This window comes from Nocardioides kongjuensis (assembly GCF_013409625.1).
Lineage (GTDB): Bacteria > Actinomycetota > Actinomycetes > Propionibacteriales > Nocardioidaceae > Nocardioides > Nocardioides kongjuensis.
In genome coordinates, this window is the sequence record NZ_JACCBF010000001.1 from 1,984,489 (window position 1) to 2,010,614 (window position 26,126).

29 protein-coding genes are annotated in these 26,126 nt (G+C 71.8%); 12 read left to right on the forward strand and 17 right to left on the reverse strand.

Annotation, left to right across the window (positions count from 1 at the left end; translation table 11 throughout):
* The first annotated feature begins 17 nt into the window (after positions 1-17).
* A complete protein-coding gene (locus tag BJ958_RS09575; protein WP_179726621.1) occupies positions 18-911 on the forward strand; it encodes a homocysteine S-methyltransferase family protein in 894 nt (297 codons plus the stop codon).
* Here the strand turns inward: BJ958_RS09575 and ispG are convergent.
* From ispG to dxr, 3 genes are read right to left on the reverse strand one after another with little or no spacing between them, the layout of a single operon-like run.
* Entirely contained in the window at positions 904-2,055 is a 1,152-nt protein-coding gene (gene ispG / locus BJ958_RS09580) for a flavodoxin-dependent (E)-4-hydroxy-3-methylbut-2-enyl-diphosphate synthase (RefSeq protein ID WP_179726622.1), read from the reverse strand. The genes BJ958_RS09575 and ispG overlap by 8 nt on opposite strands.
* Positions 2,056-2,086: 31 nt before the next feature.
* Positions 2,087-3,457, reverse strand: coding sequence for a M50 family metallopeptidase (locus tag BJ958_RS09585; RefSeq protein WP_281367162.1), 1,371 nt, complete (start codon positions 3,455-3,457; stop codon positions 2,087-2,089).
* Positions 3,454-4,554 (reverse strand): 1-deoxy-D-xylulose-5-phosphate reductoisomerase, encoded by a 1,101-nt coding sequence (gene dxr, locus BJ958_RS09590; RefSeq protein WP_179726623.1) that lies wholly within the window; start codon positions 4,552-4,554, stop codon positions 3,454-3,456. Before dxr ends, BJ958_RS09585 begins: the two co-directional genes overlap by 4 nt.
* A gap of 121 nt (positions 4,555-4,675) precedes the next feature.
* Here dxr and BJ958_RS09595 point away from each other — a divergent pair, with 121 nt between their 5' ends.
* Positions 4,676-5,767 carry a polysaccharide deacetylase family protein gene (locus BJ958_RS09595; RefSeq protein ID WP_179726624.1) on the forward strand — a complete coding sequence of 364 codons (1,092 nt, stop codon included), beginning with the start codon at positions 4,676-4,678 and terminating at the stop codon, positions 5,765-5,767.
* Here the strand turns inward: BJ958_RS09595 and meaB are convergent.
* Positions 5,760-6,746, reverse strand: a complete 987-nt coding sequence (gene meaB, locus BJ958_RS09600; RefSeq protein ID WP_218865666.1) for a methylmalonyl Co-A mutase-associated GTPase MeaB — start codon at positions 6,744-6,746, stop codon at positions 5,760-5,762. The genes BJ958_RS09595 and meaB overlap by 8 nt on opposite strands.
* A gap of 10 nt (positions 6,747-6,756) precedes the next feature.
* Positions 6,757-7,956, reverse strand: coding sequence for an acetyl-CoA C-acetyltransferase (locus BJ958_RS09605; protein WP_179726625.1), 1,200 nt, complete (start codon positions 7,954-7,956; stop codon positions 6,757-6,759).
* A gap of 139 nt (positions 7,957-8,095) precedes the next feature.
* Here BJ958_RS09605 and mce point away from each other — a divergent pair, with 139 nt between their 5' ends.
* On the forward strand, positions 8,096-8,545 hold the full coding sequence (gene mce / locus BJ958_RS09610) for a methylmalonyl-CoA epimerase (protein WP_179726626.1): 450 nt from the start codon (positions 8,096-8,098) through the stop codon (positions 8,543-8,545).
* Between the two features lie 11 nt (positions 8,546-8,556).
* On the opposite strand, the gene BJ958_RS09615 is transcribed toward mce, so the two are convergent.
* From BJ958_RS09615 to BJ958_RS09625, 3 genes are read right to left on the reverse strand one after another with little or no spacing between them, the layout of a single operon-like run.
* On the reverse strand, positions 8,557-9,408 hold the full coding sequence (locus BJ958_RS09615) for a 5-oxoprolinase subunit C family protein (RefSeq protein WP_179726627.1): 852 nt from the start codon (positions 9,406-9,408) through the stop codon (positions 8,557-8,559).
* Positions 9,405-10,040, reverse strand: coding sequence for a 5-oxoprolinase subunit B family protein (locus tag BJ958_RS09620; RefSeq protein WP_179726628.1), 636 nt, complete (start codon positions 10,038-10,040; stop codon positions 9,405-9,407). The genes BJ958_RS09615 and BJ958_RS09620 overlap by 4 nt, the downstream gene beginning before the upstream one ends.
* Positions 10,037-10,762, reverse strand: a complete 726-nt coding sequence (locus BJ958_RS09625) for a LamB/YcsF family protein (protein ID WP_343052823.1) — start codon at positions 10,760-10,762, stop codon at positions 10,037-10,039. The genes BJ958_RS09620 and BJ958_RS09625 overlap by 4 nt, the downstream gene beginning before the upstream one ends.
* 244 nt (positions 10,763-11,006) lie before the next feature.
* Between BJ958_RS09625 and ccrA the strand changes: the two genes are divergently transcribed.
* From ccrA to BJ958_RS09640, 3 genes are all read left to right on the forward strand, one after another.
* Positions 11,007-12,344: a crotonyl-CoA carboxylase/reductase gene (gene ccrA, locus BJ958_RS09630; protein WP_179726630.1), complete on the forward strand. Its 1,338-nt coding sequence runs from the start codon at positions 11,007-11,009 to the stop codon at positions 12,342-12,344.
* Positions 12,345-12,534: 190 nt separating this feature from the next.
* Positions 12,535-13,776, forward strand: coding sequence for a coiled-coil domain-containing protein (locus tag BJ958_RS09635; RefSeq protein ID WP_179726631.1), 1,242 nt, complete (start codon positions 12,535-12,537; stop codon positions 13,774-13,776).
* Positions 13,773-14,915: an AI-2E family transporter gene (locus BJ958_RS09640; RefSeq protein WP_246319028.1), complete on the forward strand. Its 1,143-nt coding sequence runs from the start codon at positions 13,773-13,775 to the stop codon at positions 14,913-14,915. The genes BJ958_RS09635 and BJ958_RS09640 overlap by 4 nt, the downstream gene beginning before the upstream one ends.
* Before the next feature lie 16 nt (positions 14,916-14,931).
* On the opposite strand, the gene BJ958_RS09645 is transcribed toward BJ958_RS09640, so the two are convergent.
* Positions 14,932-15,738, reverse strand: coding sequence for a hypothetical protein (locus BJ958_RS09645; protein WP_179726632.1), 807 nt, complete (start codon positions 15,736-15,738; stop codon positions 14,932-14,934).
* The gene (locus BJ958_RS09650) at positions 15,659-16,708 is read right to left on the reverse strand and encodes an EamA family transporter (RefSeq protein WP_179726633.1); all 1,050 of its coding nucleotides are present in this window, start codon (positions 16,706-16,708) and stop codon (positions 15,659-15,661) included. Before BJ958_RS09650 ends, BJ958_RS09645 begins: the two co-directional genes overlap by 80 nt.
* A 111-nt stretch (positions 16,709-16,819) precedes the next feature.
* On the opposite strand from BJ958_RS09650, the gene BJ958_RS09655 reads away from it, so the two are divergent.
* Entirely contained in the window at positions 16,820-17,284 is a 465-nt protein-coding gene (locus BJ958_RS09655; protein WP_343052627.1) for a CGNR zinc finger domain-containing protein, read from the forward strand.
* A 2-nt stretch (positions 17,285-17,286) separates the two neighbouring features.
* Here the strand turns inward: BJ958_RS09655 and BJ958_RS09660 are convergent, their stop codons facing one another.
* The 3 genes from BJ958_RS09660 to BJ958_RS09670 form a co-directional block, all read right to left on the reverse strand.
* Positions 17,287-18,072: an alpha/beta fold hydrolase gene (locus tag BJ958_RS09660; RefSeq protein ID WP_179726635.1), complete on the reverse strand. Its 786-nt coding sequence runs from the start codon at positions 18,070-18,072 to the stop codon at positions 17,287-17,289.
* A gap of 12 nt (positions 18,073-18,084) precedes the next feature.
* Positions 18,085-19,254 (reverse strand): 3-hydroxyacyl-CoA dehydrogenase family protein, encoded by a 1,170-nt coding sequence (locus BJ958_RS09665; RefSeq protein WP_179726636.1) that lies wholly within the window; start codon positions 19,252-19,254, stop codon positions 18,085-18,087.
* A 79-nt stretch (positions 19,255-19,333) separates the two neighbouring features.
* Complete coding sequence (locus BJ958_RS09670; RefSeq protein WP_343052628.1) at positions 19,334-19,645, reverse strand: DUF167 domain-containing protein; 312 nt, start codon at positions 19,643-19,645, stop codon at positions 19,334-19,336.
* Between the two features lie 25 nt (positions 19,646-19,670).
* Here BJ958_RS09670 and nucS point away from each other — a divergent pair, with 25 nt between their 5' ends.
* Together nucS and BJ958_RS09680 are read left to right on the forward strand one after the other, a co-directional pair.
* Entirely contained in the window at positions 19,671-20,369 is a 699-nt protein-coding gene (gene nucS / locus BJ958_RS09675; protein WP_179726637.1) for an endonuclease NucS, read from the forward strand.
* Positions 20,370-20,380: 11 nt separating this feature from the next.
* Positions 20,381-20,992, forward strand: a complete 612-nt coding sequence (locus BJ958_RS09680) for a DUF952 domain-containing protein (protein ID WP_179726638.1) — start codon at positions 20,381-20,383, stop codon at positions 20,990-20,992.
* Between the two features lie 4 nt (positions 20,993-20,996).
* Here the strand turns inward: BJ958_RS09680 and BJ958_RS09685 are convergent, their stop codons facing one another.
* Both BJ958_RS09685 and BJ958_RS09690 read right to left on the reverse strand, forming a co-directional pair.
* On the reverse strand, positions 20,997-21,521 hold the full coding sequence (locus BJ958_RS09685; RefSeq protein WP_179726639.1) for a ferritin: 525 nt from the start codon (positions 21,519-21,521) through the stop codon (positions 20,997-20,999).
* Positions 21,522-21,554: 33 nt separating this feature from the next.
* Positions 21,555-21,761 (reverse strand): hypothetical protein, encoded by a 207-nt coding sequence (locus BJ958_RS09690; RefSeq protein WP_179726640.1) that lies wholly within the window; start codon positions 21,759-21,761, stop codon positions 21,555-21,557.
* 90 nt (positions 21,762-21,851) lie between these two features.
* On the opposite strand from BJ958_RS09690, the gene BJ958_RS09695 reads away from it, so the two are divergent.
* Positions 21,852-22,211: an ArsC/Spx/MgsR family protein gene (locus BJ958_RS09695; protein ID WP_273517832.1), complete on the forward strand. Its 360-nt coding sequence runs from the start codon at positions 21,852-21,854 to the stop codon at positions 22,209-22,211.
* An 80-nt stretch (positions 22,212-22,291) separates the two neighbouring features.
* Here BJ958_RS09695 and BJ958_RS09700 read toward each other — a convergent pair whose 3' ends face one another.
* Together BJ958_RS09700 and BJ958_RS09705 are read right to left on the reverse strand one after the other, a co-directional pair.
* Positions 22,292-24,331, reverse strand: coding sequence for a protein meaA (locus tag BJ958_RS09700; RefSeq protein WP_179726641.1), 2,040 nt, complete (start codon positions 24,329-24,331; stop codon positions 22,292-22,294).
* A 74-nt stretch (positions 24,332-24,405) separates the two neighbouring features.
* Entirely contained in the window at positions 24,406-24,756 is a 351-nt protein-coding gene (locus tag BJ958_RS09705) for an STAS domain-containing protein (protein ID WP_179726642.1), read from the reverse strand.
* Positions 24,757-24,887: 131 nt separating this feature from the next.
* Here BJ958_RS09705 and BJ958_RS09710 point away from each other — a divergent pair, with 131 nt between their 5' ends.
* The gene (locus tag BJ958_RS09710; RefSeq protein ID WP_179726643.1) at positions 24,888-25,490 is read left to right on the forward strand and encodes a cob(I)yrinic acid a,c-diamide adenosyltransferase; all 603 of its coding nucleotides are present in this window, start codon (positions 24,888-24,890) and stop codon (positions 25,488-25,490) included.
* A 54-nt stretch (positions 25,491-25,544) separates the two neighbouring features.
* Positions 25,545-26,078, forward strand: coding sequence for a hypothetical protein (locus BJ958_RS09715; protein ID WP_218865672.1), 534 nt, complete (start codon positions 25,545-25,547; stop codon positions 26,076-26,078).
* Positions 26,079-26,126 lie beyond the last annotated feature (48 nt).

The window sequence follows — 26,126 nt, forward strand, 5'->3', positions numbered from 1 at the left end:
TCGATGGAGGTGCGGCCATGGCGACGCGACACGTGACGGACGGCGGGCTCGAGACCGACCTGATCTTCCTGCGCGGCTTCGACCTCCCCGAGTTCGCCTCGTTCCCGCTGCTCGACACCGACGAGGGCAGGGCGGCCCTGCGCGACTACTACCTCGCCTACGTCGACATCGCCGTGCGGGCCGGCGCGCCGCTCCTGCTCGAGACCCCGACCTGGCGCGCGAACCCCGACCACGCCGCGCGGCTCGGCTACGACGCAGCGGCACTCGACCGGGTCAACCGCGAGAGCGTCGCCTTCCTCGCCGCGCTCGCCGCCGAGCGTGCCGACGAGCTGACCGGCTGGGAGGTCGGCGGCATGCTCGGCCCCCGCGGCGACGGCTACGTCAGCGCGGGCGCGGTCGACCCCGACGAGGCAGCCGAGTACCACCGGCCCCAGCTGGCCTCGTTCGTGGCCGCCGGCGCCACCCGGGCGACCGTGCTGACGCTGACCGAGGTCGGCGAGGCCATCGGCGTCAGCCGGGCCGCGGCCGACCTGGGTCTGCCCGTCGGGATCGGGTTCACCGTCGAGACCGACGGGCGGCTGCCGGACGGCAGCACCCTCGCGGCGGCAGTGGCTGCGGTCGACGCGGACGCGCCACCGGCGTACTTCCTCATCAACTGCGCCCACCCCAGCCACGTGCTGCGCGGGCTCGAACCCGGCGCGTGGCGCGACCGGATCGGCGGCCTGCGGGTCAACGCATCGACGATGAGCCATGCGGAGCTCGACGAGGCGCAGACCCTCGACGACGGCGACCCGCTCGAGCTGGCGGACGCCCAGCTGCCCCTGCTCGACGCGTTCGGCGGCCTGGAGGTGCTGGGTGGATGCTGCGGCACCGACGCGCGGCACGTGGCCGCGATGTGGGGCGTCAGCTGACGGAGACCGTGGCCCCGGCGCCCTCGACCGGCTCCATCGACTCGGCGATCTTCATCGCCTCCTCGATCAGGGTCTCGACGATCTCGGCCTCGGGAACGGTCTTGATGACCTCGCCCTTGACGAAGATCTGGCCCTTCCCGTTGCCGGACGCCACGCCGAGGTCGGCCTCGCGCGCCTCGCCCGGGCCGTTGACGACGCAGCCCATGACGGCGACGCGGAGCGGGACCTCGAGCCCGTCGAGGCCGGCGGTGACTCGCTCGGCGAGCGTGTAGACGTCGACCTGGGCGCGGCCGCACGAGGGGCAGGAGACGATCTCGAGCTTGCGCGGGCGCAGGTTGAGCGACTGCAGGATCTGGATGCCGACCTTGACCTCCTCGACCGGCGGCGCCGAGAGCGAGACCCGGATGGTGTCGCCGATGCCGCGCGAGAGCAGGGCACCGAAGGCGGTGGCCGACTTGATGGTGCCCTGGAAGGCCGGACCGGCCTCGGTCACGCCGAGGTGCAGCGGCCAGTCGCCCTGCTCGGCGAGCAGCTCGTAGGCGCGCACCATGACGACCGGGTCGTTGTGCTTGACCGAGATCTTGAAGTCGCGGAAGCCGTGCTCCTCGAACAGGCTCGCCTCCCAGACCGCGGACTCGACGAGCGCCTCCGGAGTGGCCTTGCCGTACTTCTCGAGCAGGCGCTTGTCGAGCGAGCCGGCGTTGACGCCGATCCGGATCGACGTGCCGTGGTCCTGGGCCGCCCTGGCGATCTCCTTGACCTGGTCGTCGAACTTCTTGATGTTGCCCGGGTTGACCCGGACGGCGGCGCAGCCGGCCTCGATCGCGGCGAAGACGTACTTCGGCTGGAAGTGGATGTCGGCGATGACCGGGATCTGGCTGTGCCGGGCGATCTCCGGCAGCGCGTCCGCGTCGTCCTGGCTGGGGCAGGCGACGCGGACGATGTCGCAGCCCGCGGCGGTGAGCTCGGCGATCTGCTGGAGCGTGGTGTTGACGTCGGAGGTGAGCGTCGTCGTCATCGACTGCACCGAGATCGGGTGGTCGCTGCCGACCCCGACCTTGCCGACCCGGATCTGGCGGGTCTGGCGGCGGGGAGCGAGCACCGGCGCGGGTGCTTCCGGCATGCCGAGGTTGATCGACGTCATGACGTCAAGACTACTTTCCGGAGGGGGTGGATCAGGATTCGAGGTGCACCGGCACGACGATGTCGCCGACGATCAGCACGATGCCCATCACGAGGATCGCCAGGCCGACGACGTAGGCGATCGGCAGCAGCTTGGCCACGTCGACGTAGCCCGGGTCGGGTCGGCGACGCAGCCGGGCCCAGCCCCGGCGTACGGCCTCCCACAGGGCGCCGGCGATGTGGCCGCCGTCGAGCGGCAGCAGCGGCACGAAGTTGAACATGCCGATGAAGAAGTTGAAGCCGGCCACGAGCATCAGCAGCGAGATCACCTTGGTCGTGACCGGGATCTCGGTGTGCGACGCGGTCTCGCCGGCCAGGCGGCCACCTCCGACGATGCTGACCGGACCCATCGGGTCGCGCTCCTCGACACCGACGATCGCCTTGGCGACGCCCCAGACCTTGCCCGGGAGCGTGGCGAGCGACTTCACGACCTCGACGGTCATCGTCCCCATCTGGTCGACGGTGTAGACGACGCCCCCGGTGGTGGGGTGCGAGCGCGGGACGACGCCGAGGAAGCCGACCGTCTCGTCGACCTTCTCGCCCGCCTTGAGCGGGGGCTTCACGACGGTCCGGGTGTGGAAGGTGAGCTCCTTGCCGTCGCGCTCGACGACCACCTCGGCCTGCCCCGTGCCGTTGGCCTTGACCAGCTTCTGGACCTGGGCCCAGTCGGTGACCTCGGTGCCGTTGAAGGAGACGAACCGGTCGCCGGCCTCGATCCCGGCGGCGTGGGCCGGGGTGGGGTTCTGGGCGAGCTCCTCGGGGGTGCACACCCGGCCCGACTCCTCGGCCGGCAGCACGCAGGCGTTGACCTCGTCGATGGTGGTCTCGATGGTGGGGTCGCCCGGGTTGCCGTAGGTCGCGAAGACGCCTGCGAAGAGGAGGAAGGCGATCACGATGTTCACCGTCGGGCCGCCGGCCATGACGATGACCTTCTTCCACCACGCGAACTTGTAGAAGAGGCGGTCGGCGTCCTCGGGGCGGATCGTCTCCCACTCCGCGGCACGCGCATCCGAGATCAGCTGGGTGAACATCCCGGTGTTGGACTTGCGGACCCGGACCACCTGCCCGATGACACGGCCGTCGGCGTCGACCTCGTCGGTCAGCTCGTCGGCCAGTGCGACCGCGTCCGGCGGCAGCATCCCGACGATCTTCACGTAGCCGCCGAGCGGGATCGCCTTGACGCCGTACTCGGTCTCGCCGACCTGCTTGCTCCACACGGTCGGCCCGAAGCCGATGAAGTACTGGGTGACCTTCCCGCCGAACTTCTTCGCCGGGATCATGTGGCCGAGCTCGTGGAGCCCGATCGACGCCAGGATCGCCGTCGCGAAGACGACGACGCCGAGCAGGTAGAGCAGAGCGGTCATGTGCGGGATGCGGTCCTGTCGATGAGCTGGGTGGCGGCCTCTCGGGCCCACGCGTCGGCGCCGAGCACGTCGTCGAGGGAGAGCTGCCCCTTCGAGGGTACGTCGTGGGCGGCTAGCGCGCTCGCGACCACGTCGACGATCCCGGTGAAGCCCAGGCGTCCGGCGCGGAAGGCCTCGACCGCGACCTCGTTCGCGGCGTTGTAGACGGCCGGCGCGGTGCCGCCCTTCTCCCCGGCCTCGCGGGCCAGCGCCACGGCCGGGAACGCCTCGTCGTCGAGGGGGAGGAACTGCCAGGTCTCGGCCTTCGTCCAGTCCACGGCGGGAGCGGCGTCGGGGACCCGGTCCGGCCAGGCCAGGCCGAGCGCGATCGGGATCAGCATGGTCGGCGGGCTCGCCTGGACCAGGGTGGAGCCGTCGACGAACTCGACCATGGAGTGCACGACGCTCGTCGGGTGCACGACGACGTCGATGCGGTCGAACGGGATGCCGAACAGCAGGTGCGCCTCGATCACCTCGAGACCCTTGTTGACCAGGGTGGCCGAGTTGATCGTGATCACCGGGCCCATGTCCCAGGTGGGGTGGTTGCCCGCCTGCTCGGGCGTGACGTCGGCGAGCTCCGCACGGGTGCGGCCACGGAAGGGGCCGCCGCTCGCGGTCAGCACCAGTCGCCGCACCTCGTCGGGGGTGCCGCTGCGCAGGCACTGCGCGAGCGCGCTGTGCTCGGAGTCGACCGGCACGATCTGGCCGGGCCTCGCCTTGTCGAGCACGAGTGGGCCGCCCATGACCAGGGACTCCTTGTTGGCCAGCGCCAGCGTGGTCCCGGCCTCGAGCGTCGCCAGCGTCGGGAGCAGGCCCACGGCACCGGTGATCCCGTTCAGCACGACGTCGCAGTCCTGCTGTGCCGCCTCGACACTCGCCTGCTCGCCGAGCCCGTGGAACCGGGGCGCGAACTCCGCCACCTGGTGCGCGAACAGGTCCGGGTTGCCGCCCCCGGCGGTCAGCCCCACCACCCGGAACCGGTCGGGGTTGGCCCGCACCAGGTCGAGCGCCTGGGTGCCGATCGAACCGGTCGAGCCGAGGATGACGACGTCCTTCACCCGGTCATCCTCGCAGCACCGGTGCGGCCGGCCGGCCGGGGCTCGACCCGCGAGGTTCCTCACGTGTCCAGAAACGCCCGAAATGCCCGGATGGAGCGGGATCACCCTCCACACTGTGCCCGTGCGCCGTCCCGCTCCCGCCCTCGCCCGCTGCCTCGTGGCCGTCCTGGTCACCCTGCTGAGCGTGACGATCGCGTCCCCGGCGCCGGCGATGACGGACCTCCCCGCGGCACACCGCAAGGGTGGTTGCAAGGGCAAGGTGGCGCTCACCTTCGACGACGGTCCGGCCCGCGGCACGACGCACCGGCTGGTCCAGGTGCTGCGCCGCAACGACGTGCCGGCGACCTTCTTCATGGTCGGCCAGCGGGTCGCCGCGAACCCGTCCGCGGCGCTCGAGGTCGAGCGCGCCGGCTTCCTGACGGCCAACCACAGCTGGGCCCACCGCGACATGAGCCGGCAGTCCTACCGCGACGTGCGCCGCTCGCTCCGGGCGACACGGAACGCGATGTGGGACGCCGGGCTGCACCCGACCGGCCTGATGCGCCCGCCGTACGGCGCCCTGGCCAATCCCGCGCGCCGGGCGATCCGCGACTCCGGCTACGTCCCCGTGCTGTGGACCGACGACTCCCTCGACTGGAAGTGGGGCGGCTCCCCGCAGATCGCGCAGCGGATCCTCGCGGGGCTGCGCCCGGGCCGCAACATCGTGCTCCAGCACGACGGCGTCAACCGCTCACCGCTCTCGGTCGCCGCCGTGGAGCGGGTGATCCGGGTCGCCAAGCGCCGCGGCTACTGCTTCACCGCGCTCGACGAGAAGGGCCGTCCCGGGTTCCCGACGCCCCTGGTCACCGCGCTCGCCAAGGACGTGGTCGAGGGCACCGACGCGGTCGTCACCCTCGAGCTCGCGCAACCGGCCGGGCGCGACACCGCGGTGGTCGTCGAGGCCGCCTCCGGTACGGCGACCGTCGGCACCGACCTGCCCGCCTTCCGCGCCCGCGTGAAGGTCCCGGCCGGCACGGTGCGGGTCACCGTGCGGATCCCGGTCTCGACCGACGCCGTCATCGAGCCGGCCGAGACCTTCTCGGTCGCGCTGCGCGATCCCGAGGGCCTGCGGGTCACTCAGCCGTCGACGGTCACGGTGATCGACACCGCCAGTGCCCCGCGCATCGACCTGCCGGGCCCGCCGTTCCTGCCGCTGGGGCCGAAGTTCAGCTGACCGTCAGCTCCGCTGCCGCCGTGTGGGGGTCGACCTCGCCGGCGACCACGGCAGCGGCGAGCTCGTCGAGCCGGTCGCCCGACCCGACACTCCCCCAGCGCTTGCGCAGCGCCGTGAGGGCGAGGGTCTCGATCTCGTCGCGAGCGCGACGGACGCGGCGGCGCTCGAGCTCGCCGCTCGCGGCCAACCAGGCGGCGTGCTCGTCGATCGCGTCGACGACGTCGGCGACGCCGTCGCCGGTCGAGGCGGTCGTCTTCAGGACGGGTGGGCTCCAGGCACCCTCGCGGCGCTCGGCCAGGCCGAGCATCGAGCGCAGGTCCCGGCGCACCTTGTCGGCACCGTCGCGGTCGGACTTGTTGACGACGTAGAGGTCGCCGATCTCCAGGATGCCGGCCTTCGCGGCCTGGATCCCGTCGCCCATGCCGGGCGCGAGCAGCACGATCGTGGTGTCTGCCTGGCCGGCGACCTCGACCTCGCTCTGGCCGACACCGACGGTCTCGACGAGGACGACGTCGAAGCCGGCCCCGTCGAGCACGCGCAGCGCCTGCGGGGTGGTCCACGCCAGCCCGCCGAGGTGGCCGCGGGCGGCCATCGAGCGGATGAAGACGCCGGGGTCCAGGACGTGGTCGCCCATCCGGATCCGGTCACCGAGGAGGGCTCCGCCGGAGAACGGCGACGACGGGTCGACCGCCAGGACGGCGACCCGGCGGCCACGGCGGCGCAGCTCGCCGATGAGCGCGTTGGTCGAGGTCGACTTGCCGACGCCCGGGGAGCCGGTGAGCCCGATGACGTGGGCGTGCCCGGCGTACGGCGCCAATGCCCGCATCAACTCGGGCAGCAGCGCCGACTCGTCCTCGACGAGCGACACCAGCCGCCCGACCGAGCGCGGGTCGCCCTCGCGGGCCCGCTCGACCAGCGCAGGAACGGCCGCCGCGGTGATCCCGCGACGGCCGCCCTGGATGTTGCTCGCCTCAGGCAAAGCGGTCCGCTCAGGCAGAGGGGACCCGGAGGACCAGCGCGTCGCCCTGGCCGCCACCGCCGCACAGGGCGGCGGCGCCGAGGCCACCACCGCGGCGCTTGAGCTCGAGCGCGAGGTGCAGCGTGATCCGCGCACCGGAGGCACCCAGCGGGTGGCCGATGGCGATGGCGCCACCGTTGACGTTGACCTTGTCCTCGTCGATGCCGAGGGCGCGGGCCGACTCGATGCCGACGGCGGCGAAGGCCTCGTTGAACTCGACCAGGTCGAGGTCCGCGGCGGTCAGGCCGGCCTTGTCGAGGGCCTTCTTGGTGGCGTTGGCCGGCTGGAGCTGCAGGGTCGAGTCCGGACCGGCGACCTGGCCGTGGCTGACGATCTCGGCGAGGATCGGCAGACCGAGCTCCTCGGCCTTCTTCTTGCTGGTCACCACGACCGCGGCGGCACCGTCGGAGATCTGCGAGGACGAGGCAGCGGTGATGGTGCCGTCCTTGGCGAACGCCGGACGCAGGGCCGCGAGCGACTCGACGGTGGTGTCGCCGCGGACGCCCTCGTCCTTGCTCACGACGACCGGGTCGCCCTTGCGCTGCGGGATGGTGACCGGGACGATCTCGTCGTCGAAGATGCCGTTCTTCTGGGCGGCGGCGGCGAGCTGGTGCGAGCGGGCCGCGACGGCGTCCTGCTCCTCGCGGGTCAACGGGGTCTCACGGCAGGCGTTGGTCGCCTCGGTCAGGTTGCCCATGCCCTGCTGGGTGGCCTGGTCGAAGAGCGCGTCGTAGGCAAGCGAGTCGACCAGCGTCGTGTCGCCGTACTTGAAGCCCTCACGGGACTTCGGGAGCAGGTGCGGGGCCTGGGTCATCGACTCGGTGCCGCCGGCGACCACGATCTCGGCCTCGCCGGCGCGGATCAGCTGGTCGGCCTGGGCGATCGCGTTGATGCCCGACAGGCACACCTTGTTGATGGTGATCGAGGGGACCTGCGGCGGCAGGCCGGCGGCGAGACCCGCGGTGCGGGCGGGGTTCTGACCGGCACCGGCCTGCAGGACCTGGCCCACGATCAGGTAGTCGACCTGGTCGCCGGAGACACCGGCCTTCTCCAGCGCGCCCTTGATCGCGACACCGGCGAGGTCCGCGGCCGACAGGGTCTTGAGGGCGCCGAGGTGGCGACCGATCGGCGTACGGGCGCCGGCGACGATGACGCTGGGGTTGTCGGACATGTTTCCTCCGTGCAGACGTGTGGTCGGAACTCATTCGAGCGTACTCGTGGGTAGCCGACGGGGGCGAGGGGTCCATCGTGCGGTCGGTGAGGGACTCGTCACACCCCCGAAAGAGAGGGGCGACGGCACAATGACGCGCATGAGCATCACTGAAGGCGTCCCCACCCACCTGTTCACCGCGATCGACCACGTCGGCATCGCGGTCCCCGACCTCGACGAGGCGATCGCGTTCTACCGCGACAACTTCGGCATGCACGTCGCACACGAGGAGACCAACGAGGAGCAGGGCGTGCGCGAGGCGATGGTCGCCGTCGGCGACACCGACTCCAAGATCCAGCTGCTCGCCCCGCTCAACGCGGAGTCCACGATCGCGAAGTTCATCGACCGCAGCGGCCCGGGCCTCCAGCAGCTCGCCTACCGGGTCACCGACCTCGACCAGGTCTCCGCGATCCTGCGCGAGCGCGGCCTGCGCCTGCTCTACCCCGAGGCCCGGCGCGGCACGGCGAACAGCCGGATCAACTTCGTGCACCCCAAGGACGCCGGCGGCGTCCTGGTCGAGCTCGTCGAGCCCGCGGCCGACGCTCACTGAGCCCGGTCGTCTCAGGCCCAGCGGAACCGGAGCTCCTCGCCCGGACGCAGCTGGGCCAGCCGGTCGGTGTCGGCATCGACGACCACACCGACCACCGGATAGCCACCCGTCACCGGGTGGTCCGGACCGAACACCACCGGCCCGCCGCCCGGCGGGACCTGGATCGCGCCGCGCAGCGCACCCTCGCTCGGGAGCTCGCCCCTCCCCGGTGACGCCGTGAACGGGTGCCCCTCGAGCCGCAGGCCGACCCGGTCGCTCGCCGCACCCACGCGCCAGACCTGCTCGACGAGCCGGTCGGCGTCGGCGACCCAGTCCGCGCGCGGGCCGGGGACGACGCGGAGGACCGGGCGTTCGTCGTACACCTTCGCGGGGACGGCGTCGACCAGCATCTCCCCCGTCCCGTCGGGCCCGATGCGCAGGCGGTCGCCGGCGCGCACCGGCGCGGGGCCGAGCCCGGCGAGGGTGTCGCGGGACCGGGAGCCCAGCAGGGACGGAGCATCGAGCCCGCCGCGGACCGCGAGGTAGCTGCGCAGCCCGGTCGCGGGGAGTCCCAGCCGCAGCCGTTGTCCCGGTCGCAGCGCCAGCACGGCTCCCGTCGGCTCCGCACGGCCCTCGATCACCAGTGGGGCCGGCGCACCGGTCACGCACACCCACGCCACGCCGGTGGCCTCGACCTCGAGCCCGCCGAGGGTGACCTCGAGGACCGCGGCGCCCGGAGCGTTGCCGAGCATCCGGTTGGCGAGCGCGTACGACGACCGGTCGGCCGCGCCGCTCACCCCCACCCCGATCGCCGCGTGCCCGGGCCGCCCGGCGTCCTGCACCAGGCAGGGGCCGCCGACGGCGTGCACGAGCAGGCCGCTCATCGGACCTCCTCGAACACCACGGTCGCGCCGGCGCTCAGCAGTGCGGGCCGGTCGCGGTCGAGGTCCCACAAGGACAGGTCGGTGCGCCCGATCAGCTGCCACCCGCCGGGCGAGGCACGTGGGTAGACCCCGCTGAACTCCCCCGCCAGGCCGACCGATCCCGCCGGGACGCTGGTCCGCGGCTCGTCACGCCGCGGCACGCGCAGGCGCGGGTCGCCGCCGACGAGGTAGGCGAAGCCCGGCGCGAAACCCCCGAAGGCCACCCGCCACGGCGTACCCGTGTGGGCCGCCACCACCTCCCGCTCGTCCATCCCGGTCAGCGCGGCGACCTCCGCCAGGTCCGGGCCGTCGTAGGTCACGGGGATCCGGGTCGGGTCCTCGCGACGTACCTGACGAACGGGCTGCGCGATCGCCTCGGCGACAGCCCGTTCGTCAGGTACGACGTCCACCAGGCGATCCACGCGCACCCCGGCCCGTGCCACGACCAGCACGGTCCGAGCCCCCGGGACGACGTCGGCGACGAGCTCGGAGACCAGCGGATGGGTACGGACCAGCTCTGCGACGGCGACCACGGCCGCGGTGTCGGCGAGCTCGACCAACAGCCCGCGGTCGCCGTACGGCAGCAGCCTCATGTGGTCGCGAAGGCGCCGACCGGCAGCCCCGCCTCCTCCAACGCCATGCGCACGGCCGAGGCCAGCGCCGGCGCCCCGGGCGAGTCGCCGTGGACGCAGAGCGAGCGGACGGCACCGGAGCGGGCCAGCTCGACGGCCTGGCCCGCGACCGCCACCGGGTCGGTCAGCACCGCGCCGGCCCGCGACCGCGGCACCAGTCCCCCGTCGGGCAGGTAGGCCCGGTCGGCGAAGCCCTCGCCGACCGGCTCCAGCCCGGCGTCGGCCACCGCCGAGAGGAACACCGAGCCGGCGAGGCCGAGGACCGGCAGCCCGCCGTACGCGACGACCGCGTCGACGACCGCCTGCGCCTGGTCCGGGTGTCGCGAGACCGCGTGGTAGAGCGCGCCGTGCGGCTTGACGTAGGCCACCCGGCCACCGGCAGCGCGGGCGATCCCGTCGAGGGCGCCGAGCTGGTAGAGCACGTCGGCAGCCAGCTCGTCGGCCGGTACGTCGACGAACCGGCGCCCGAAGCCGGCGAGGTCGCGGTAGCCGATCTGGGCACCGATCGAGACGCCCAGGGACACCGCGAGCGCACACGTACGACGCAACGTGAGCGGGTCCCCTGCATGGAAGCCGCACGCCACGTTGGCGCTGGTGAGGTGCGGGAGCAGCGCGTCGTCGTCGCCCAGCTGCCAGCGCCCGAAGGACTCGCCGACGTCGGCGTTGAGGTCGATCACCCCGATCGTGCGGCCCGGCGTGGACGCAGAACCCGGATGCAACGTCATGGCCCTATCGTGGCTCATCGATGCGCCGCCGAGCCAAGGACGGTGCAGCCGCCGCGGACCCCGTCTCGACCCGAGCTCGATGAGATGAGTGTCACGAACCCGTCACCGAGTGGTTACCGACGGGTATCTTCGCGGCGGCCGTATTGCCACCCAGCCCATCTGGGCCATCTGGCTCGCAACGAATCCCAGGGAGACGACGACCGTGCAGCACATCCTCGACGCCATCCAGGCGGAGGCCTCCGCGGAGGACTTCGCCAACCTCGAGCTTCCCCAGTCCTACCGGGCCGTGACGGTCCACAAGGACGAGGTCGACATGTTCGAGGGCCTCGACTCTCGCGACAAGGACCCCCGCAAGTCCCTCCACGTCGACGAGGTCGCCCTGCCCGAGCTGGGCCCGGGCGAGGCGTTCGTGGCGGTCATGGCCTCCGCGATCAACTACAACACCGTGTGGACCTCGATCTTCGAGCCGGTCTCGACCTTCGGCTTCCTCGAGCGCTACGGCCGCGAGTCCGACCTCGGCGCCCGGCACAACCTGCCGTACCACATCGTCGGATCCGACCTGGCCGGCGTCGTGCTGGCGGTCGGTCCGGGCGTGAACAAGTGGAAGCCCGGCGACCGCGTCGTCGCGCACTGCCTCTCGGTCGAGCTCGAGGCCCCCGACGGCCACAACGACACGATGATGGACCCCTCCCAGCGCATCTGGGGCTTCGAGACCAACTTCGGCGGCCTCGCCGACGTCGCGATGGTCAAGGCCAACCAGCTGATGCCGAAGCCCGAGCACCTCACCTGGGAGGAGGCCGCCTCCCCCGGCCTGGTCAACTGCACGGCGTACCGCCAGCTCGTCTCGGCCAACGGCGGCAACATGAAGCAGGGCGACAACGTCCTCATCTGGGGCGCGTCCGGCGGTCTCGGCGGGTTCGCCACCCAGTACGCCCTCAACGGCGGCGCGAACCCGATCTGCGTGGTCTCCAACGAGGAGAAGGCCCAGATCGTGCGCAACATGGGTGCCGAGATGGTCATCAACCGCTCCGAGCTCGCTCCGAAGTTCTGGAACGAGGACGGCACCAAGCAGAACCCGAAGGAGTGGCAGCGCTTCGGCAAGGCCATCCGCGAGCTCACCGGCGGCGAGGACATCGACATCGTCTTCGAGCACCCGGGCCGCGAGACCTTCGGCGCCTCCGTCTACGTCACCCGCAAGGGCGGCACCATCACCACCTGCGCGTCGACCTCGGGCTACATGCACGAGTACGACAACCGCTACCTGTGGATGAACCTCAAGAAGATCATCTCGAGCCACTTCGCCAACTACCGCGAGTCGTGGGAGGCCAACCGCCTCATCGCGCAGGGCAAGATCCACCCCACCCTGTCGCGCACCTACAAGCTCGAGGACACCGGCCAGGCCGCGCTCGACGTGCACCACAACAAGCACCAGGGCAAGGTCGGCGTGCTGTGCCTGTCCCCCGAGGAGGGTCTCGGCGTCAAGAACGAGGAGCTCCGCGAGAAGCACCTCGACAAGATCAACCTGTTCCGCGGGATCTGACCCCAGCGGTACGAGGGACGGGCCGGTGCCAGCTGCGCACCGGCCCGTCCGGCATTTCCGGGGCGGTGCAGGCCGTCCGCTCCCGCGTGCCGGGGTGGGAAACGCTTCGGCGATCAGGGATCATGGGCGGGTTCGTGCACGCGCACATCCCCCCCATGACCGCAGCGAGAGCCAGGGAGGCTCCATTCCCATGAGCGACGAGGGTCTGTCCATCTTCGACGACGAGCCCACCCCGACCGAGGAGTCCAAGACCGTGACGACCAAGGCCACCGACGACCAGGCGACCCAGGTGATCCCGGCGGTGAAGACGGCCGAGACCCCGGCTGCCCGCCCGGCGGCGCCCGCGCCGTCCCACCCCGCGCCGACCGCCCGGCCCGCGGCACCGCAGACTTCGAGCGGTGCGGCGCCCCGTCCGGTCGGCTTCAACGCCCCGGGTGCGACCGGCGGCCTGCCGATCGTCCGCAAGGGCGGCTACGACCGTGACGCCGTCGACGCCCAGATCCGCCAGCTCTCCAGCGAGAAGGCCACGCTCGGCGCCAGCCTGAACGAGTCCGAGCAGCGCGTCATCGATCTGGAGCAGGAGCTCGCGAAGGCACGTGCGGAGCTGGCCGAGACCGACAACCCGTCGTACGCCGGCCTCGGTGGCCGCGCCAGCGCGATGCTGCGCCTCGCCGAGGAGGAAGCCGCGGAGATCCGCGCGACGGCCGAGACCGACGCCGCCGAGATCCGCGACCAGGCGACGCGCGACGCCAAGGCGATCCGCGCCGAGGCCGCGCGCGAGGCCGACGACATGCGTGCCGTCCAGCTGCGCGAGCTCGAGGAGAACCGCACCCGCCTGCTGGCCGACGCCGAGCAGGAGCGCGCGCTGGCCCAGAGCGAGGCCGCCGACACCCTGGCCGCCGCCCGCCGCGAGTCCGACCAGCTCCGGCTCGCGACCCAGCAGGAGACCACCGAGCAGCGCGCCCAGGCGCAGCGCGAGGTCGAGCAGGCCCGCGCCGCGGTCGACCGCGAGGTCCAGGAGGCCCGGCGCGCGCTGGCGATGGAGAAGGAGCGGCTGGCCCGCGAGGCCACCGACCACCACAACGCCGCCGTCGCCGAGACCCGCCGCCTGGTGCAGGAGGCCGAGGAGCGCGCCAACGCTGCCGAGGCCCGTGCGGCCGAGGCGAGCAAGCAGGCGACCGCCAACCGGGCCGCCGCGCAGACCGAGGCCGAGGGCGTGCTCACCCGCGCCCGTCGTGAGGCCGAGCAGGTCATCGCGTCGGCGCGCGCCCAGGCCGAGGCGATCACCGCCAGCGGCGACGCCGAGCTGCAGCGCGAGATCGCGGCCAAGCGCGCCGAGCTCGACCGCCTCACCAAGCGCCGCGCGGCGATCACCGCCCAGCTGTCCTCGCTCGCCGACCTCGTCGCCGGCTTCGGCGAGGACGAGAGTTGAGCAGCACCGCCGACGCAGCCGCCGCGGACGGCGTCACGGAGCACGCCGGGGTCGACCCGGCGGCTCCGGTCGACGCCGAGGCGATGCCGTACGGCGAGCTCGGCAAGCCGTTCGACCGGCGTTCGCCGTTCTACTACGGCTTCATCGGCGCCCTGGGCGCGCTGACCGCCTTCTGGCTGTTCCAGGCGGTCCTCGGCATCGGCTCGGTGCTGATGCTCGTGGTGGTGTCCTTCTTCCTCGCCGCCGGGCTCAACCCGGCGGTGAGCTTCCTGGAGCGCCACGGCCTGCGCCGCTCGTGGGCGGTCACGGTCGTCATCGTGCTCGCCCTCGGCACCGTCGCGCTCTTCCTCGTGGCGATCGTCCCGGTCATCACCGACCAGATCACCGCGATCACGAAGAACGCCCCCGGCTGGCTCGACGAGCTGCAGAAGAACAAGCGGATCCAGCAGCTCAACGACGAGTACGACATCATCGACAAGCTGCAGGCGACGATCACCGACAAGAAGTTCCTCTCGGCGCTGTTCGGTGGCGCGCTCGGCTTCGGCCTCAAGGTCGTCTCGGCGCTGTTCAACCTGTTCGTCATCGTCGTGCTGACGCTCTACTTCCTGGCGTCGCTCAAGACCACCACCGGCGCGCTCTACAAGCTGGCCCCGGCCTCGCGCCGCGAGCGGGTCGCCAAGCTCGGCGACAAGGTGATCGCCAACATCGGCGGGTACGTCTCGGGCGCTTTCCTGGTCGCCCTGTGCGCCGGCCTGAGCTCGCTGGTGTTCCTCTCGCTGACCGACGTGCGCGAGTACGCCGTCGCACTGGCCTTCGTCGTCGCCGTGCTCGACGTCATCCCGATGATCGGCGCCACCCTCGGCGCGGTGATCGTCTCGGCCATCGCGTTCGCGACCGACGTCAAGACCGGCATCGCCTGCGTGGTGTTCTACGTGATCTACCAGCAGTTCGAGAACTACGTCGTCTACCCGCGGGTGATGAGCAAGTCCGTCGACCTGCCCGGCGCCGTCATCGTGATCGCCGCGCTGGTCGGCACCGCCCTGCTCGGCGTGGTCGGTGCCCTGCTCGCCATCCCGGTGGCCGCCGCGATCCTGCTGGTCGTGCGCGAGGTCGTCGTCAAGCAGCAGGACCTGCGCTGACCGACGGCTCGACGTCTCAGCCCTGCTGACCGATGAGGCGGGTCAGGCTCGCGCGGGCCATCGGGCTCGCCCACGGCTCGACCGCCTCGTCGGTCAGCAGGTGCCGCGTGCCGTCGCCCGGGTCGACGGTCCCGCACCCCAGGTCCAGCACGATCGTGCGCCCCGACTCCCTCAGCTCGACGACCTCTCCGGTACGTGGACCGCAGCCGGGATCGCCCGTCGCAGCGGGGGCGCGCCGCGCGGCCGCCACCACCGCCTCCGGCACGTCGGCCGCCACCTGCTCCGCGAACCCGAGCACCCGCCCCCCTGCCACCGCCCGGTAGCCGCACACCTCGACCTCGCCCGGCGCGGGCGTCGCGTCCCGGCAGAGCGTTGCCGGCCGCGCCGAGCCCAGGATCCGGGCACGCAGGCCGGCGTCGGTGCTCGCGACCGTCAGCGTCGTGCCCTCGACAGCGATCGTCTCCTGGACCACGGCGCCGTCGTACCTGACGGCTCCGGGCTCGAGGTCGGCCCCCAGCCACACGTACGGCTCGGCCGAGGCCGGCATCCCTCGGAGCCACGGGTACGCGGCGCAGACGTCCGAGCGCAGCACCGGCCGCCCGACGCCGGCGACCGGGCCGCAGACGGAGACCGACCCGCCGACGCGCACCGGCGCCGCGCCGTACCCCCACGAGGCGGGGACGTCGACGCTCAGGCCGGCCCAGGTCTCGGTGCGCCACTCGCCGTCGGTGACGTCCGGGGGATCAGCTCGCGGTGGCCGCTCCGGGCTGGTGCACGACGTCGTCAGCAACGCGAGCACCAGCGTCGTCAGCCACCACCTCATGCTCGGCAGGCGTGAGCGGCAGCGGATCGGTTCCGACCACGACGCTGCGCTCCCCCAGCTTGACCCCGATCACGCCGGCGAGGATCAGACCGCCACCGAGGAACTGCACCGGCGCGGGCAGCTGGTCGAGCAGCAGCCAGGCCCACACGACCGCGGCGACGACCTCGCTGAGCGCGACGAACGAGGCCAGCCGGGACCCGAGACGGCGGCTGGCCGCGATGCCGGTCGTGTAGGCGAGGGCGGCGGTGACCAGCCCGAGGGCGAGCAGCACCGTCCAGGGCGCGACGTCGACGCCGGCGTAGGCGACCGTGCTCGACGAGGACGCCATCGGCATCAGGCCGGTCACTGCGAGCACGCCGAGCAGCACGCCGCCGACGACCAGACCGCCGGCGGCCAGCGTGATCGGGGGGATCCCACTGCGCTCGTCGGCGGAGATGACGAAGTACGCCGCCGCGCCGACCATCGCGGCCAGCGCCCAGGCGGTGCCGCGGACGTCGACGTCGGCACCGGCGAACAGGTCGAGCACCAGGACCAGGCCGAGGGCGGCGACCACCGCGCCCGCGACGGTGAGCCGGCCCGGGCGCTGGCCGTGGGCCAGCCACATCCACACGACCACCGCAGCGGGGGCGGTGTACTCGATCAGCAGGGCCGGGCCGACCTCCATGGTCCGCACGGCCGAGAAGTAGCAGTACTGCGCGCCGGCGACCGCCAGGCCGCCGTACAGCACGACGGTCGGGGCCGCGCGCCGCAGCAGCTCCCAACGCCCGCGCAGCGCGACCACGCCGAAGGGGAGGACGACGAGCGCGCCGATCGCGATGCGCAGCAGCACGATGCTGCCGGCGGTCCAGCCGCTGTCGAGCATCGGCCGCGCGAGGGCGCCGGAGAGCGCGAACGTGATCGCAGAGGTGAGCGCGAGGAGCACGCCGGTCCGGGCGGTCTCCCGGGATGCGTCACGAGTCAACGTCGTCATGACTCATGACACTAGAGGCCGGTACGGTAACCTGTCAAAGTGGTTTTCGCCCATGACACGTCCTTGTCGCTCCAAGCGGCCGTGGCTCTCGTCAACGGCAGCCTGGAGCCGGTGACGATCAGCACGCCCGACGACCTCGACGCCTTCTTCGCCGACTTCGCCTACACCGGGCGCCACGACGGCGACCAGGCCGAGGTCGACGCCGTGCTGGCGATCGCGCCCCGGCTCCGCGCCCTGCTGACCGCCGACCGCGACGACGCCGCCGACATCGTCAACGCCATGCTCCGCGACGCGTCCGCCCTCCCCCAGCTGCGGCGCCACGACGGCCACGACTGGCACCTGCACGCCGTCGGCAACGACGCTCCCTTCGCCGAGCGGATCGTGGTCGAGACCGCCATGGCGATGATCGACGTGATCCGCGCCGACGAGATGTCGCGACTCTCGGTGTGCGCCGACGACACCTGCGAGGGCATCGTCCTGGACCTCTCCCGCAACCGCTCCAAGCGGTTCTGCTCGGTGACCTGCGGCAACCGCAACGCCGTCGCGGCGTACCGCGCCCGCCAGGCCGACGGCTGAGGTCAGTCCCCCAGGAAGCGCTGGAGGATCTGGAGGAAGAGCTCCGGGCGCTCCGAGTGCAGCCAGTGCCCGGTGTCCTTCATGGTCACCTTGCGGTTGCGCGGGAACCAGCGGTCCATCGCGGCGTCGTACTCGGGCAGGACGTAGCCCGACCGGGCACCGGCGAGCCACAGCACCGGTCCGTCGTACGGCGCCACGTCGGCCAGCTCCGCCTCGGGCCAGCCGCTGATGGCGCCGAGGTCACGGCCGAGCACGTCGAGGTTGGCCTGCCAGCTCCACCCGCTCGGCGCGGTTGGGTCGCGACGCAGGTTCTGCAGCAGGAAGGAGCGGACCGTCGGGTCGGGGACGGCGGGCTCCAGCAGCCGCTCGGCGTCCTCGCGACGCACGACCCGGGTCAGGTCCATCCCCTTCATCGCGGCGATGTAGCCGGGGAACTCGCGGCCCTCGGGATAGGCGACCGGCGAGATGTCGGCGACGCACAGCCGCTCGACCCGCTCCGGGTGGAGCAGCGCGAGGACCATCGCCACCTTGCCGCCGAGCGAGTGTCCGACCAGCGCGACCGGCTCGTCGTCCGGGAGCACGTCCGCCACCAGCCCCGCCGTCTCGGAGAGGTCGAAGCGCTCGGGCCACCCGGACCGCCCGTGGTGGGGCAGGTCGACGAGCAGCACCCGGTGCTTCGTGGCCAGCTGCTTGGCGATCCCGGTCCAGTTCTTGCCCTGGCCGAAGAGTCCGTGCAGGAAGACCACACGGCTCCCGGTGGAACCGAGAGCCGTGTGGTGAAGCGTCACGCCGACATTGTGTCAGGCGTAGTCGTGGAAGCCCTTGCCGGTCTTGCGGCCGAGCTCGCCGGCCTCGACCTTGGCGACCAGGGTGGCGGCCGGCTCGAAGCCCGGCTCGCCGAACTCGCCGTGCAGCTCCTTCTGGATGGCCAGCGAGACGTCGTTGCCGACCACGTCGAGCAGCTCGAACGGGCCCATCGGGAAGGCGGCGGTCTCCTTGATCGCGGCGTCGATGGTCGCGAGCTCCTCGCCACCCTCGGCGAGCTTGATCGCGTCGTTGAGGTACGGGAACAGCAGCAGGTTGACGATGAAGCCCGCGCGGTCGCCCGCGGAGACGCCGACCTTGCCGACGTTGGCGGTCAGCGCCCGGACGGTCTCGTCCACGTCGGCGGAGGTCGCGGAGGTGGTGATGATCTCGACCAGCTTCATGACGGGCGCCGGGTTGAAGAAGTGCATGCCGATGACGTCCTGCGGGCGGCCGGTGGCCTCGCCCAGCTTGGTGATCGGCAGCGACGAGGTGGTGGTCGCGAGGATCGCACCCGGCTTGCAGATCCGGTCGAGGTCGCCGAACAGCTCGAGCTTGAGCTCGAGGTCCTCGGCGATGGCCTCGACGACGATGTCCACGCCGCCGAGCGCCTCGCGCTCGGTCGAGCCGGTCAGGCGGCCCAGGAGCGCGTCCTTGTCGCCCTCGGTGCCCTTGCCCTTGGCGATGGCGCGGTCCAGGTTCTTGGTGATGTAGCCGACGACGCCGTCGAGCTTGTCCTGGCTGCGGCCGACGTAGATGACCTCGTACCCGGCCTGCGCGAAGACCTGGACGATGCCCGAGGCCATGGTGCCGGTGCCCACGACGCCGACCTTGGCGATGTCGTGCTTGAACTGCGGCGCGGCCGCCTCGCCCGCAGCAGCAGCCTCGTCGGCGAAGGTGCGGTTCTCGGCGACGAGCTTGTCGAGCAGGCCGGCCGGCTCGTGCAGGTGGTCGCCGGTCTCGGCGTACCGGGCAGCGAGCAGGTCACGGACCTGGGCGGCACCGATCTCGTCGACGACGCTCAGCGGGCCCTTGGGGTAGCCGCAGCCGAAGCGCATCGCGGCGTCGATGTCGGTCACCGAGGCGTAGCCCGACTCGTAGGTGCGCACCGCGTGGTTGAGGTACGGCAGCACCAGCGTGTTGAAGATCTGCTCGCTCGAAGTCATGGCTGGCAGTGTGGCACCCGTCCGGCCGACTGACTACCCGTCGGTAACCATGTGGACAGAGACAGACGTCACACCCGCGTCACCCGCGGCGGGCGGACACGTCAACGCGGACCACCTTCGACCGCGAGGTCGCTCCGCGCACCAGCGACACGGCCGACCGGGGCACGCCGAGCTCCTTGGCCAGCCAGCGCACGAGCTCGTCGTTGGCGCGGCCGTCCACGGGCGGCGACGCGAGCCGGATCTTGAGCTCGGCACCGTCCACGCCCGCCGCCCCGGCCACACCGGTGCGCGAGGCGCCCGGCTGGACGCGTACGGCGAGCAGCCAGGTCGTCGTACGGCCCTCGGCGTCCACCTGCTCGGGGCGCCACCACGGCTGGTCGTCGATCTCCACGCAGCAGACTGTAGATTCGTCGCCCGTGAGACTCGTCGTTGCGCGTTGCCAGGTGGACTACGCAGGCCGATTGACCGCGCACCTCCCGATGGCGACCCGGGTGCTCATGCTCAAGGCCGACGGATCGGTGCTCGTGCACTCCGACGGCGGCTCCTACAAGCCGCTCAACTGGATGTCGCCGCCGTGCACGGTGCGCGAGGGCGAGGACGAGGACGGCCGGGTCGAGTGGACCGTCACCGCGAAGGCGCCGAAGGGCCAGGCGCCCGACACGCTGCGGATCCTGATCGAGGAGATGTTCCACGACTCGTCACACCACCTCGGCATCGACCCGGGCCTGCAGAAGGACGGCGTCGAGAAGCACCTCCAGGAGCTGCTCGCCGAGCACCCCGCCACCCTGTCCGCCGGCCTGACCCTGGTCCGCCGCGAGTTCCCGACCGCCATCGGCCCGGTCGACCTGATGTGCCGCGACGGCGACGGCCTCTCGGTCGCGGTCGAGATCAAGAGGCGCGGCGAGATCGACGGCGTCGAGCAGCTCACCCGCTACCTCGAGCTCCTCAACCGCGACCCGCTGCTGACCGGCAAGGGCGCGGTGCGCGGCATCTTCGCCGCCCAGGAGATCAAGCCCCAGGCCCGGGTGCTCGCCGAGGACCGCGGCATCGCCTGCGCCGTCGTCGACTACGACGCGCTGCGCGGCCTGGACAACGCCGAGGACCGGCTCTTCTGAGCCGCCGCGCGATGACGCCGATCTTCCACCTCGCCCTGCTCCACGACTGGGAGGATGCGCAGCGCACCGGCGCCTACACGGTCTCGACGCGCGGGCGCACCCTCGCCGAGGAGGGCTTCATCCACGCCAGCCGGGCCGACCAGTGGACCGGCGTGCGCGACCGGTTCTACGCCGACGTCGCCGAGCCGATGGTGCTGCTGCAGATCGACCCGGCGCTGCTCGACGTCCCCGTGATCGACGAGGAACCGTTCCCCGGCGCCACCGAGACCTTCCCGCACATCTACGGACCGCTGCCCGTGACAGCCGTGGTCAAGACGATTCCGCTCGACCAGCGAGTCGCCGTGGAGGCTCCCGCGGGGCGTACGCCCAGCCCGGCTGCACCGGCCGCACCGGTCCGGCCGGACGTGCCGCAGGAGAGCTTCACCCGGGCCTACTTCCGCGAGGTGTTCTTCAACGTCGCGGTCGTCAGCATCGTCCTGCTCGTCGGTACGTCGGGCATGGCCCTGGGCGCCACGCTGCCCGGGGACGCCGGGCCCGCGGTCGGCGGCCTGCTGGGCCTCGTGCTGGGAATCCTGCTCGCCGTGCGCGTGTACCGCTACCGGCACCCGCGCCCCGAGCGCTGAGGCCTCAGGCTCCGGCGGCCGGCGGAGCGGTCGGGTCGGCGTCGCCGGCACCCTGCTCGCGCGCGACCCAGTCCTCGATCGCGTTGACGTCGTCCTTGCTGCGGGTGACCACGGTGAGCAGGTCGTTCATGGTCGCGACCTCCTCGACCTGCTCCTTGATGAACCACTGCATGAACTGCTCGGAGGCGAAGTCGTTCTCCTCGCGGGCGATCCGCAGCAGGCCGTTGATCTGCTCGGTGACCCGCTTCTCCTGCTCCAGCGCCAGCGCGATCGGCGCCACGACGTCCTCGAAGGTCGAGACCGGCGCCTCGACGCCCGGGATCTCCACGGGAGCGTCGGTGTCGAGGAGGTACTGCACCATCATCATCGCGTGCAGCCGCTCCTCGAGCGCCTGGGCGTAGAAGAAGGCAGCCAGCTGCGGCATCGTCAGAGCGTCGTAGTGCACGGCGCACGCGAGGTACTGGTTGTGCGCGGCGAACTCGTTGCCGATCTGGACGTTGAGCTGGTCGGTGAAGCGTGGTGCGGCCATGGGCGTCAGCCTAGTGGGCACGCGAGCGCGGGCTCAGGCGGCCTTCTGCAGGGCCTTCTTGGTGACCTTCTTGCCGTCGGCACGCACGAGCACGCGCTTCTTGACGGTGTAGCCCTCGGGGAGGGTGCCCTCCTTGAGCATGCGCAGGGGGCAGCGACCGCAGCGCGACTTCGACACGCAGCACTTCGTCTTGGGGAGCTTGCGCACCTTCCCCTTCGACTTCTTCTTGTCCTTGCCCACGACACGAGGGTAAGCGATCGAGGGTAGGCATACCTAACCGACGTGACGCGGCTCACACGTGGCCCACGGCACTCGTCTAGGGTTCGGGTCGTGATCGAGATCTGGCTGAACCCCGCGTGCTCCAAGTGCCGCACCGCCGAGAGCGAGCTGAAGGCCGCGGGCGTGGAGTACGCCGTGCGCCGCTACCTCGACGAGCCGCCCACGGTCGCCGAGCTCGAGAACGTGCTCGCCCGGCTGGGGCTCGAGCCCTGGGACATCGCGCGGACGACGGACGCCCGCAAGCTCGGCATCACGCTGCCGGCCAGGGACGTCGACCACCGAGCGGACTGGCTGGAGCTGATGGTCGACAACCCCAGGCTCATCCAGCGCCCCATCCTCACCGCGTCGGACGGCACGACCGTCGTCGGCCGCGACCCCGAGTCGCTGTCCCGGGTGATCGCCGCGGAGTGATCCGGCGTCGCCTGTCAGCCGCAGGTGATCCTGAGCGCCTCACGCGGCGCCGAATGTTCTCCGTCGGGCGCAGCGAGGGCCTAGACCAAGGAGTTGGCCTTGCGGATCACCTCGACGATCCCGCCCATGATCTCGGTCAGCCCGAAGTCCTTGGGCGTGTAGACCGCGGCCACGCCGAGCTCGATCAGCGCCTTGCCGTCGGACTCGGGGATGATCCCGCCGACGATGACGGGCACGTCGCCCATCCCGGCCGCTCGGAGACCGTCGAGCACGGCCGGCACCAGCTCCATGTGGGAGCCGGACAGGATCGACAGGCCGACGCAGTGGACGTCCTCGGCGACGGCCGCGGCGACGATCTGCTCCGGGGTGAGCCGGATGCCCTGGTAGATGACCTCGAAACCGGCGTCGCGGGCGCGTACGGCGACCTGCTCGGCGCCGTTCGAGTGACCGTCGAGGCCGGGCTTGCCGACGAGCAGGCGCAGGCGACCGCCGAGCTCCTCGCCCGTGGTGCGCACGGCCTCGCGGACGGCGGTCAGCTCGGCACCGGCCTCGGCGACGCCCACGGCGCCGGCGACGCCGGTGGGGGCGCGGAACTCGCCGAAGACCTCGCGCAGCACGCCGGCCCACTCCCCCGTGGTCGCGCCCGCACGGGCGGCGGCGAGGGTGGCGGCCATCAGGTTGGTGCCGGTCTTGGCGTCCTCGGCCAGACGCGCGAGGGCGGCGTCGACCTCGCCCTGGTCCCGCTGGGCCTTCCAGGCCTCGACGGAGGCGAGGGCGGACTTCTCGGCCTCGGGGTCGGCGACCATGATCGCGCCGTCGAGGTCCGCGGTGAGCGGGCTCTGCTCGGTGGTGTCGAACTTGTTGACGCCGACGATGATCTCCTCGCCGGCCTCGATCGCCGCGCGACGGCGGGCGTGGGAGGAGACCAGCTCCTGCTTCATGTAGCCCGAGTCGACCGCGGCGATCGCGCCACCCATCGCCTGGACCCGGTCGATCTCGGCCTTGGCGCCGGCGATCAGCTCCTGGACCTTGGCCTCGATGACGGGCGAGCCGTCGAAGATGTCCTCGTACTCGAGCAGGTCGGACTCGAAGGCGAGGACCTGCTGCAGGCGCAGCGACCACTGCTGGTCCCACGGGCGCGGGAGGCCGAGGGCCTCGTTCCACGCGGGGAGCTGGACGGCGCGGGCGCGGGCCTTCTTGGACAGCGTCACGGCGAGCATCTCGAGGACGATGCGCTGGACGTTGTTCTCCGGCTGCGCCTCGGTGAGGCCGAGGCTGTTGACCTGGACCCCGTAGCGGAAGCGGCGCATCTTCTCGTCGGTGACGCCGTAGCGCTCGCGGGTGATCTCGTCCCACAGGTCGACGAAGGCGCGCATCTTGCACATCTCCTCGACGAAGCGCACGCCGGCGTTGACGAAGAAGGAGATCCGGCCGACGACCTTCTCGAAGTCGTCGTCGGAGACCTGGCCGGAGTTCTTCACCTGGTCGAGCACGGCGATCGCGGTGCACATGGCGTACGCGATCTCCTGCACGGGCGTCGCGCCGGCCTCCTGCAGGTGGTAGCTGCAGATGTTGATCGGGTTCCACTTCGGGATCTCGTGGACCGTGTAGGCGATCATGTCGCCGATCAGGCGCAGGGAGTGCTCGGGCGGGAACACGTAGGTGCCGCGCGAGAGGTACTCCTTGATGATGTCGTTCTGGGTCGTGCCCGCGAGCTGGTGGGCGACCTCCGACGGCGACAGATCGGGGTTCTGCTCCTCGGCGGCGACCTGGTACATCGCGAGCAGCCACATGGCGGTCGCGTTGATCGTCATCGAGGTGTTCATCTCGGTGAGGGGGATCTGGTCGAAGAGCTTGCGCATCTCCCCCAGGTGCGGCACGGGTACGCCGACCTTGCCGACCTCGCCGCGCGACAGCGGGCTGTCGGGGTCGTACCCGGTCTGGGTCGGCAGGTCGAAGGCCACCGAGAGGCCGGTCTGGCCCTTGGCCAGGTTGGTCCGGTACAGCGCGTTGGACGCCTCGGCGGTCGAGTGACCGGCGTAGGTACGCATCACCCAGGGGCGGTCCTTGGTGTGCGATGCCTTCCCGGCGGTGCCGGCTGCGTCGGGCGAGGTGCTCATACGCCGAAGCGTAGGCCGATCGCTACCGCTTGGTAACCGTCGTCCGTGTGGGGTTCTCCACAACGCAGGCGGGCTCAGGCGGGGATCGGCTCCCGCTCGACCTCGATCAGCCGGATCAGGTGGGTGAGGTGCAGCATCCGCCGGACGGCGGGCTGGGCGCCGCGCAGGACCACGCGGACGCCGTAGCGCTGGGCCTGCCGGCTGGCCGCGGCGATCACCTTGAGGGCGGTCGCGTCGATCGAGCCGACGGCGCTGATGTCGAGCACGACCGGACTGATCAGGTCGGTGCCGCAGGCACGGATGTGCTCGTGCACCGCCGCACGCAGCTCACCCGTGCTGCGCACGTCGAGATCGCCTGCCAGGACCAGGATGGGCTCGCCGAGAACGTGCTCGACACGGATGGCGGTGGACTGCCGTGCTCCCATTGGTTCCCTCCCGAGATCGATCCGGACAGGCGCCCCACACGCCTGTTACCCACCATGACGCTCCGGCAGTCCGATCGGTTGCATGCCGGGCCGAACTTTTTCTGCGGGCGGCCGGGGCTACCCTCCGAGTCATGGTCAACCTCACCCGCATCTACACGCGCACCGGTGACGCCGGCGAGACCCGCCTCGGCGACATGAGTGTGACGTCGAAGACCGACCTGCGACTCGAGGCCTACGCGACCGTCGACGAGGCCAACGCCCAGATCGCGGTGGCCGTGGCGACCGGCGGGCTGAGCGACCACGTCGTCGCGGTGCTCACGCACGTCCAGAACGAGATGTTCGACGTGGGGGCCGACCTGTGCAACCCGGTCGTGCCCGACCCGGAGTACCCGCCGCTGCGCATCGAGCAGGCCTCGATCGACCGGCTCGAGAAGTGGTGCGACCACTTCAACGAGGACCTCGAGAAGCTGCGGTCGTTCATCCTCAACGGCGGCACGCCGGCGGCGGCCCACCTGCACGTCGCGCGCACCGTCGTACGCCGCGCCGAGCGGGCCGCGTGGGCGGCCAACGCCGTGCACGGCGAGACGATGAACCCGCTGGCCATCACCTACCTCAACCGGCTCAGCGACCTGCTCTTCATCCTGGCCCGGCACGCGAACCGCGAGGTCGGCGACGTGCTGTGGGTGCCGGGTGGCGACCGCGGCTACGCCGACGAGCGCGGGCAGAGCGAGTGAAGCGGCGCCGATAACACGTTGCGACGTCCGGGCGGTCCCCGGACGATGGGGCCGGTGGACGTGACCTTCACGAAGCTGGCCGGGCGCTACGAGATCGCCGTCGACCGCACGGTCGGTGCCGCCCTCGCGCCGCGCAACGGGCCGGGCCACAGCGACGCGGTGCCGCACGACGTCGCGCACCTGCTGGTCGAGGTCGAGGACGGGATCCGCGGCGGCGTCTACGGCCGGCTCGCCGCGGCCGACGGCGACGACGGGATGTTCTGGCCTCTCGCCCCGGCCGAGCGTCGTACGTCGCTGAGGAAGCGGCGCACGCCGACGCCCGAGGAGTCCGCCGACATGGCGCGCTCGGAGCGGCTCGCGTCGTTGACCGTGGCGCTGTGGGAGGTGGTCCGCGGACGGCGGCCCGCGGACCCGTCGTGGCCCGGACGCGTCGAGGACAGCGAGGTCGACCCGGACCTGTTGGAGCGGCTCTTCGCGCGCTACGACGACTTCGCCGCGCGCTGGTCGGACCTGCCCGACGGTGGCTCGATCACGCTCGGGTGGCCGTTCCCCGAGGGCACCGGGAAGCGGCGCCGCACCCGTCGGTGACCACCCCCTCGCGGGGATCAGGGAATCGTCGGCGGGGCGTGCCACGAT

Bases quoted from the DNA above. Each gene is read 5' to 3' on its own strand.
- BJ958_RS09645 (WP_179726632.1), bottom strand. From the start codon at position 15,738: ATGAGGTGGTGGCTGACGACGCTGGTGCTCGCGTTGCTGACGACGTCG.
- BJ958_RS09620 (WP_179726628.1), bottom strand. From the start codon at position 10,040: ATGAGGCTGCTGCCGTACGGCGACCGCGGGCTGTTGGTCGAGCTCGCC.
- mce (WP_179726626.1), top strand. From the start codon at position 8,096: ATGAGCATCACTGAAGGCGTCCCCACCCACCTGTTCACCGCGATCGAC.
- BJ958_RS09665 (WP_179726636.1), bottom strand. From the start codon at position 19,254: ATGACTTCGAGCGAGCAGATCTTCAACACGCTGGTGCTGCCGTACCTC.
- BJ958_RS09680 (WP_179726638.1), top strand. From the start codon at position 20,381: ATGACGCCGATCTTCCACCTCGCCCTGCTCCACGACTGGGAGGATGCG.
- BJ958_RS09635 (WP_179726631.1), top strand. From the start codon at position 12,535: ATGAGCGACGAGGGTCTGTCCATCTTCGACGACGAGCCCACCCCGACC.
- BJ958_RS09700 (WP_179726641.1), bottom strand. From the start codon at position 24,331: ATGAGCACCTCGCCCGACGCAGCCGGCACCGCCGGGAAGGCATCGCAC.
- ispG (WP_179726622.1), bottom strand. From the start codon at position 2,055: ATGACGTCGATCAACCTCGGCATGCCGGAAGCACCCGCGCCGGTGCTC.
- BJ958_RS09710 (WP_179726643.1), top strand. From the start codon at position 24,888: ATGGTCAACCTCACCCGCATCTACACGCGCACCGGTGACGCCGGCGAG.
- BJ958_RS09685 (WP_179726639.1), bottom strand. From the start codon at position 21,521: ATGGCCGCACCACGCTTCACCGACCAGCTCAACGTCCAGATCGGCAAC.
- BJ958_RS09705 (WP_179726642.1), bottom strand. From the start codon at position 24,756: ATGGGAGCACGGCAGTCCACCGCCATCCGTGTCGAGCACGTTCTCGGC.
- BJ958_RS09650 (WP_179726633.1), bottom strand. From the start codon at position 16,708: ATGACGACGTTGACTCGTGACGCATCCCGGGAGACCGCCCGGACCGGC.
- BJ958_RS09575 (WP_179726621.1), top strand. From the start codon at position 18: ATGGCGACGCGACACGTGACGGACGGCGGGCTCGAGACCGACCTGATC.
- BJ958_RS09585 (WP_281367162.1), bottom strand. From the start codon at position 3,457: ATGACCGCTCTGCTCTACCTGCTCGGCGTCGTCGTCTTCGCGACGGCG.
- BJ958_RS09605 (WP_179726625.1), bottom strand. From the start codon at position 7,956: ATGTCCGACAACCCCAGCGTCATCGTCGCCGGCGCCCGTACGCCGATC.
- BJ958_RS09615 (WP_179726627.1), bottom strand. From the start codon at position 9,408: ATGAGCGGCCTGCTCGTGCACGCCGTCGGCGGCCCCTGCCTGGTGCAG.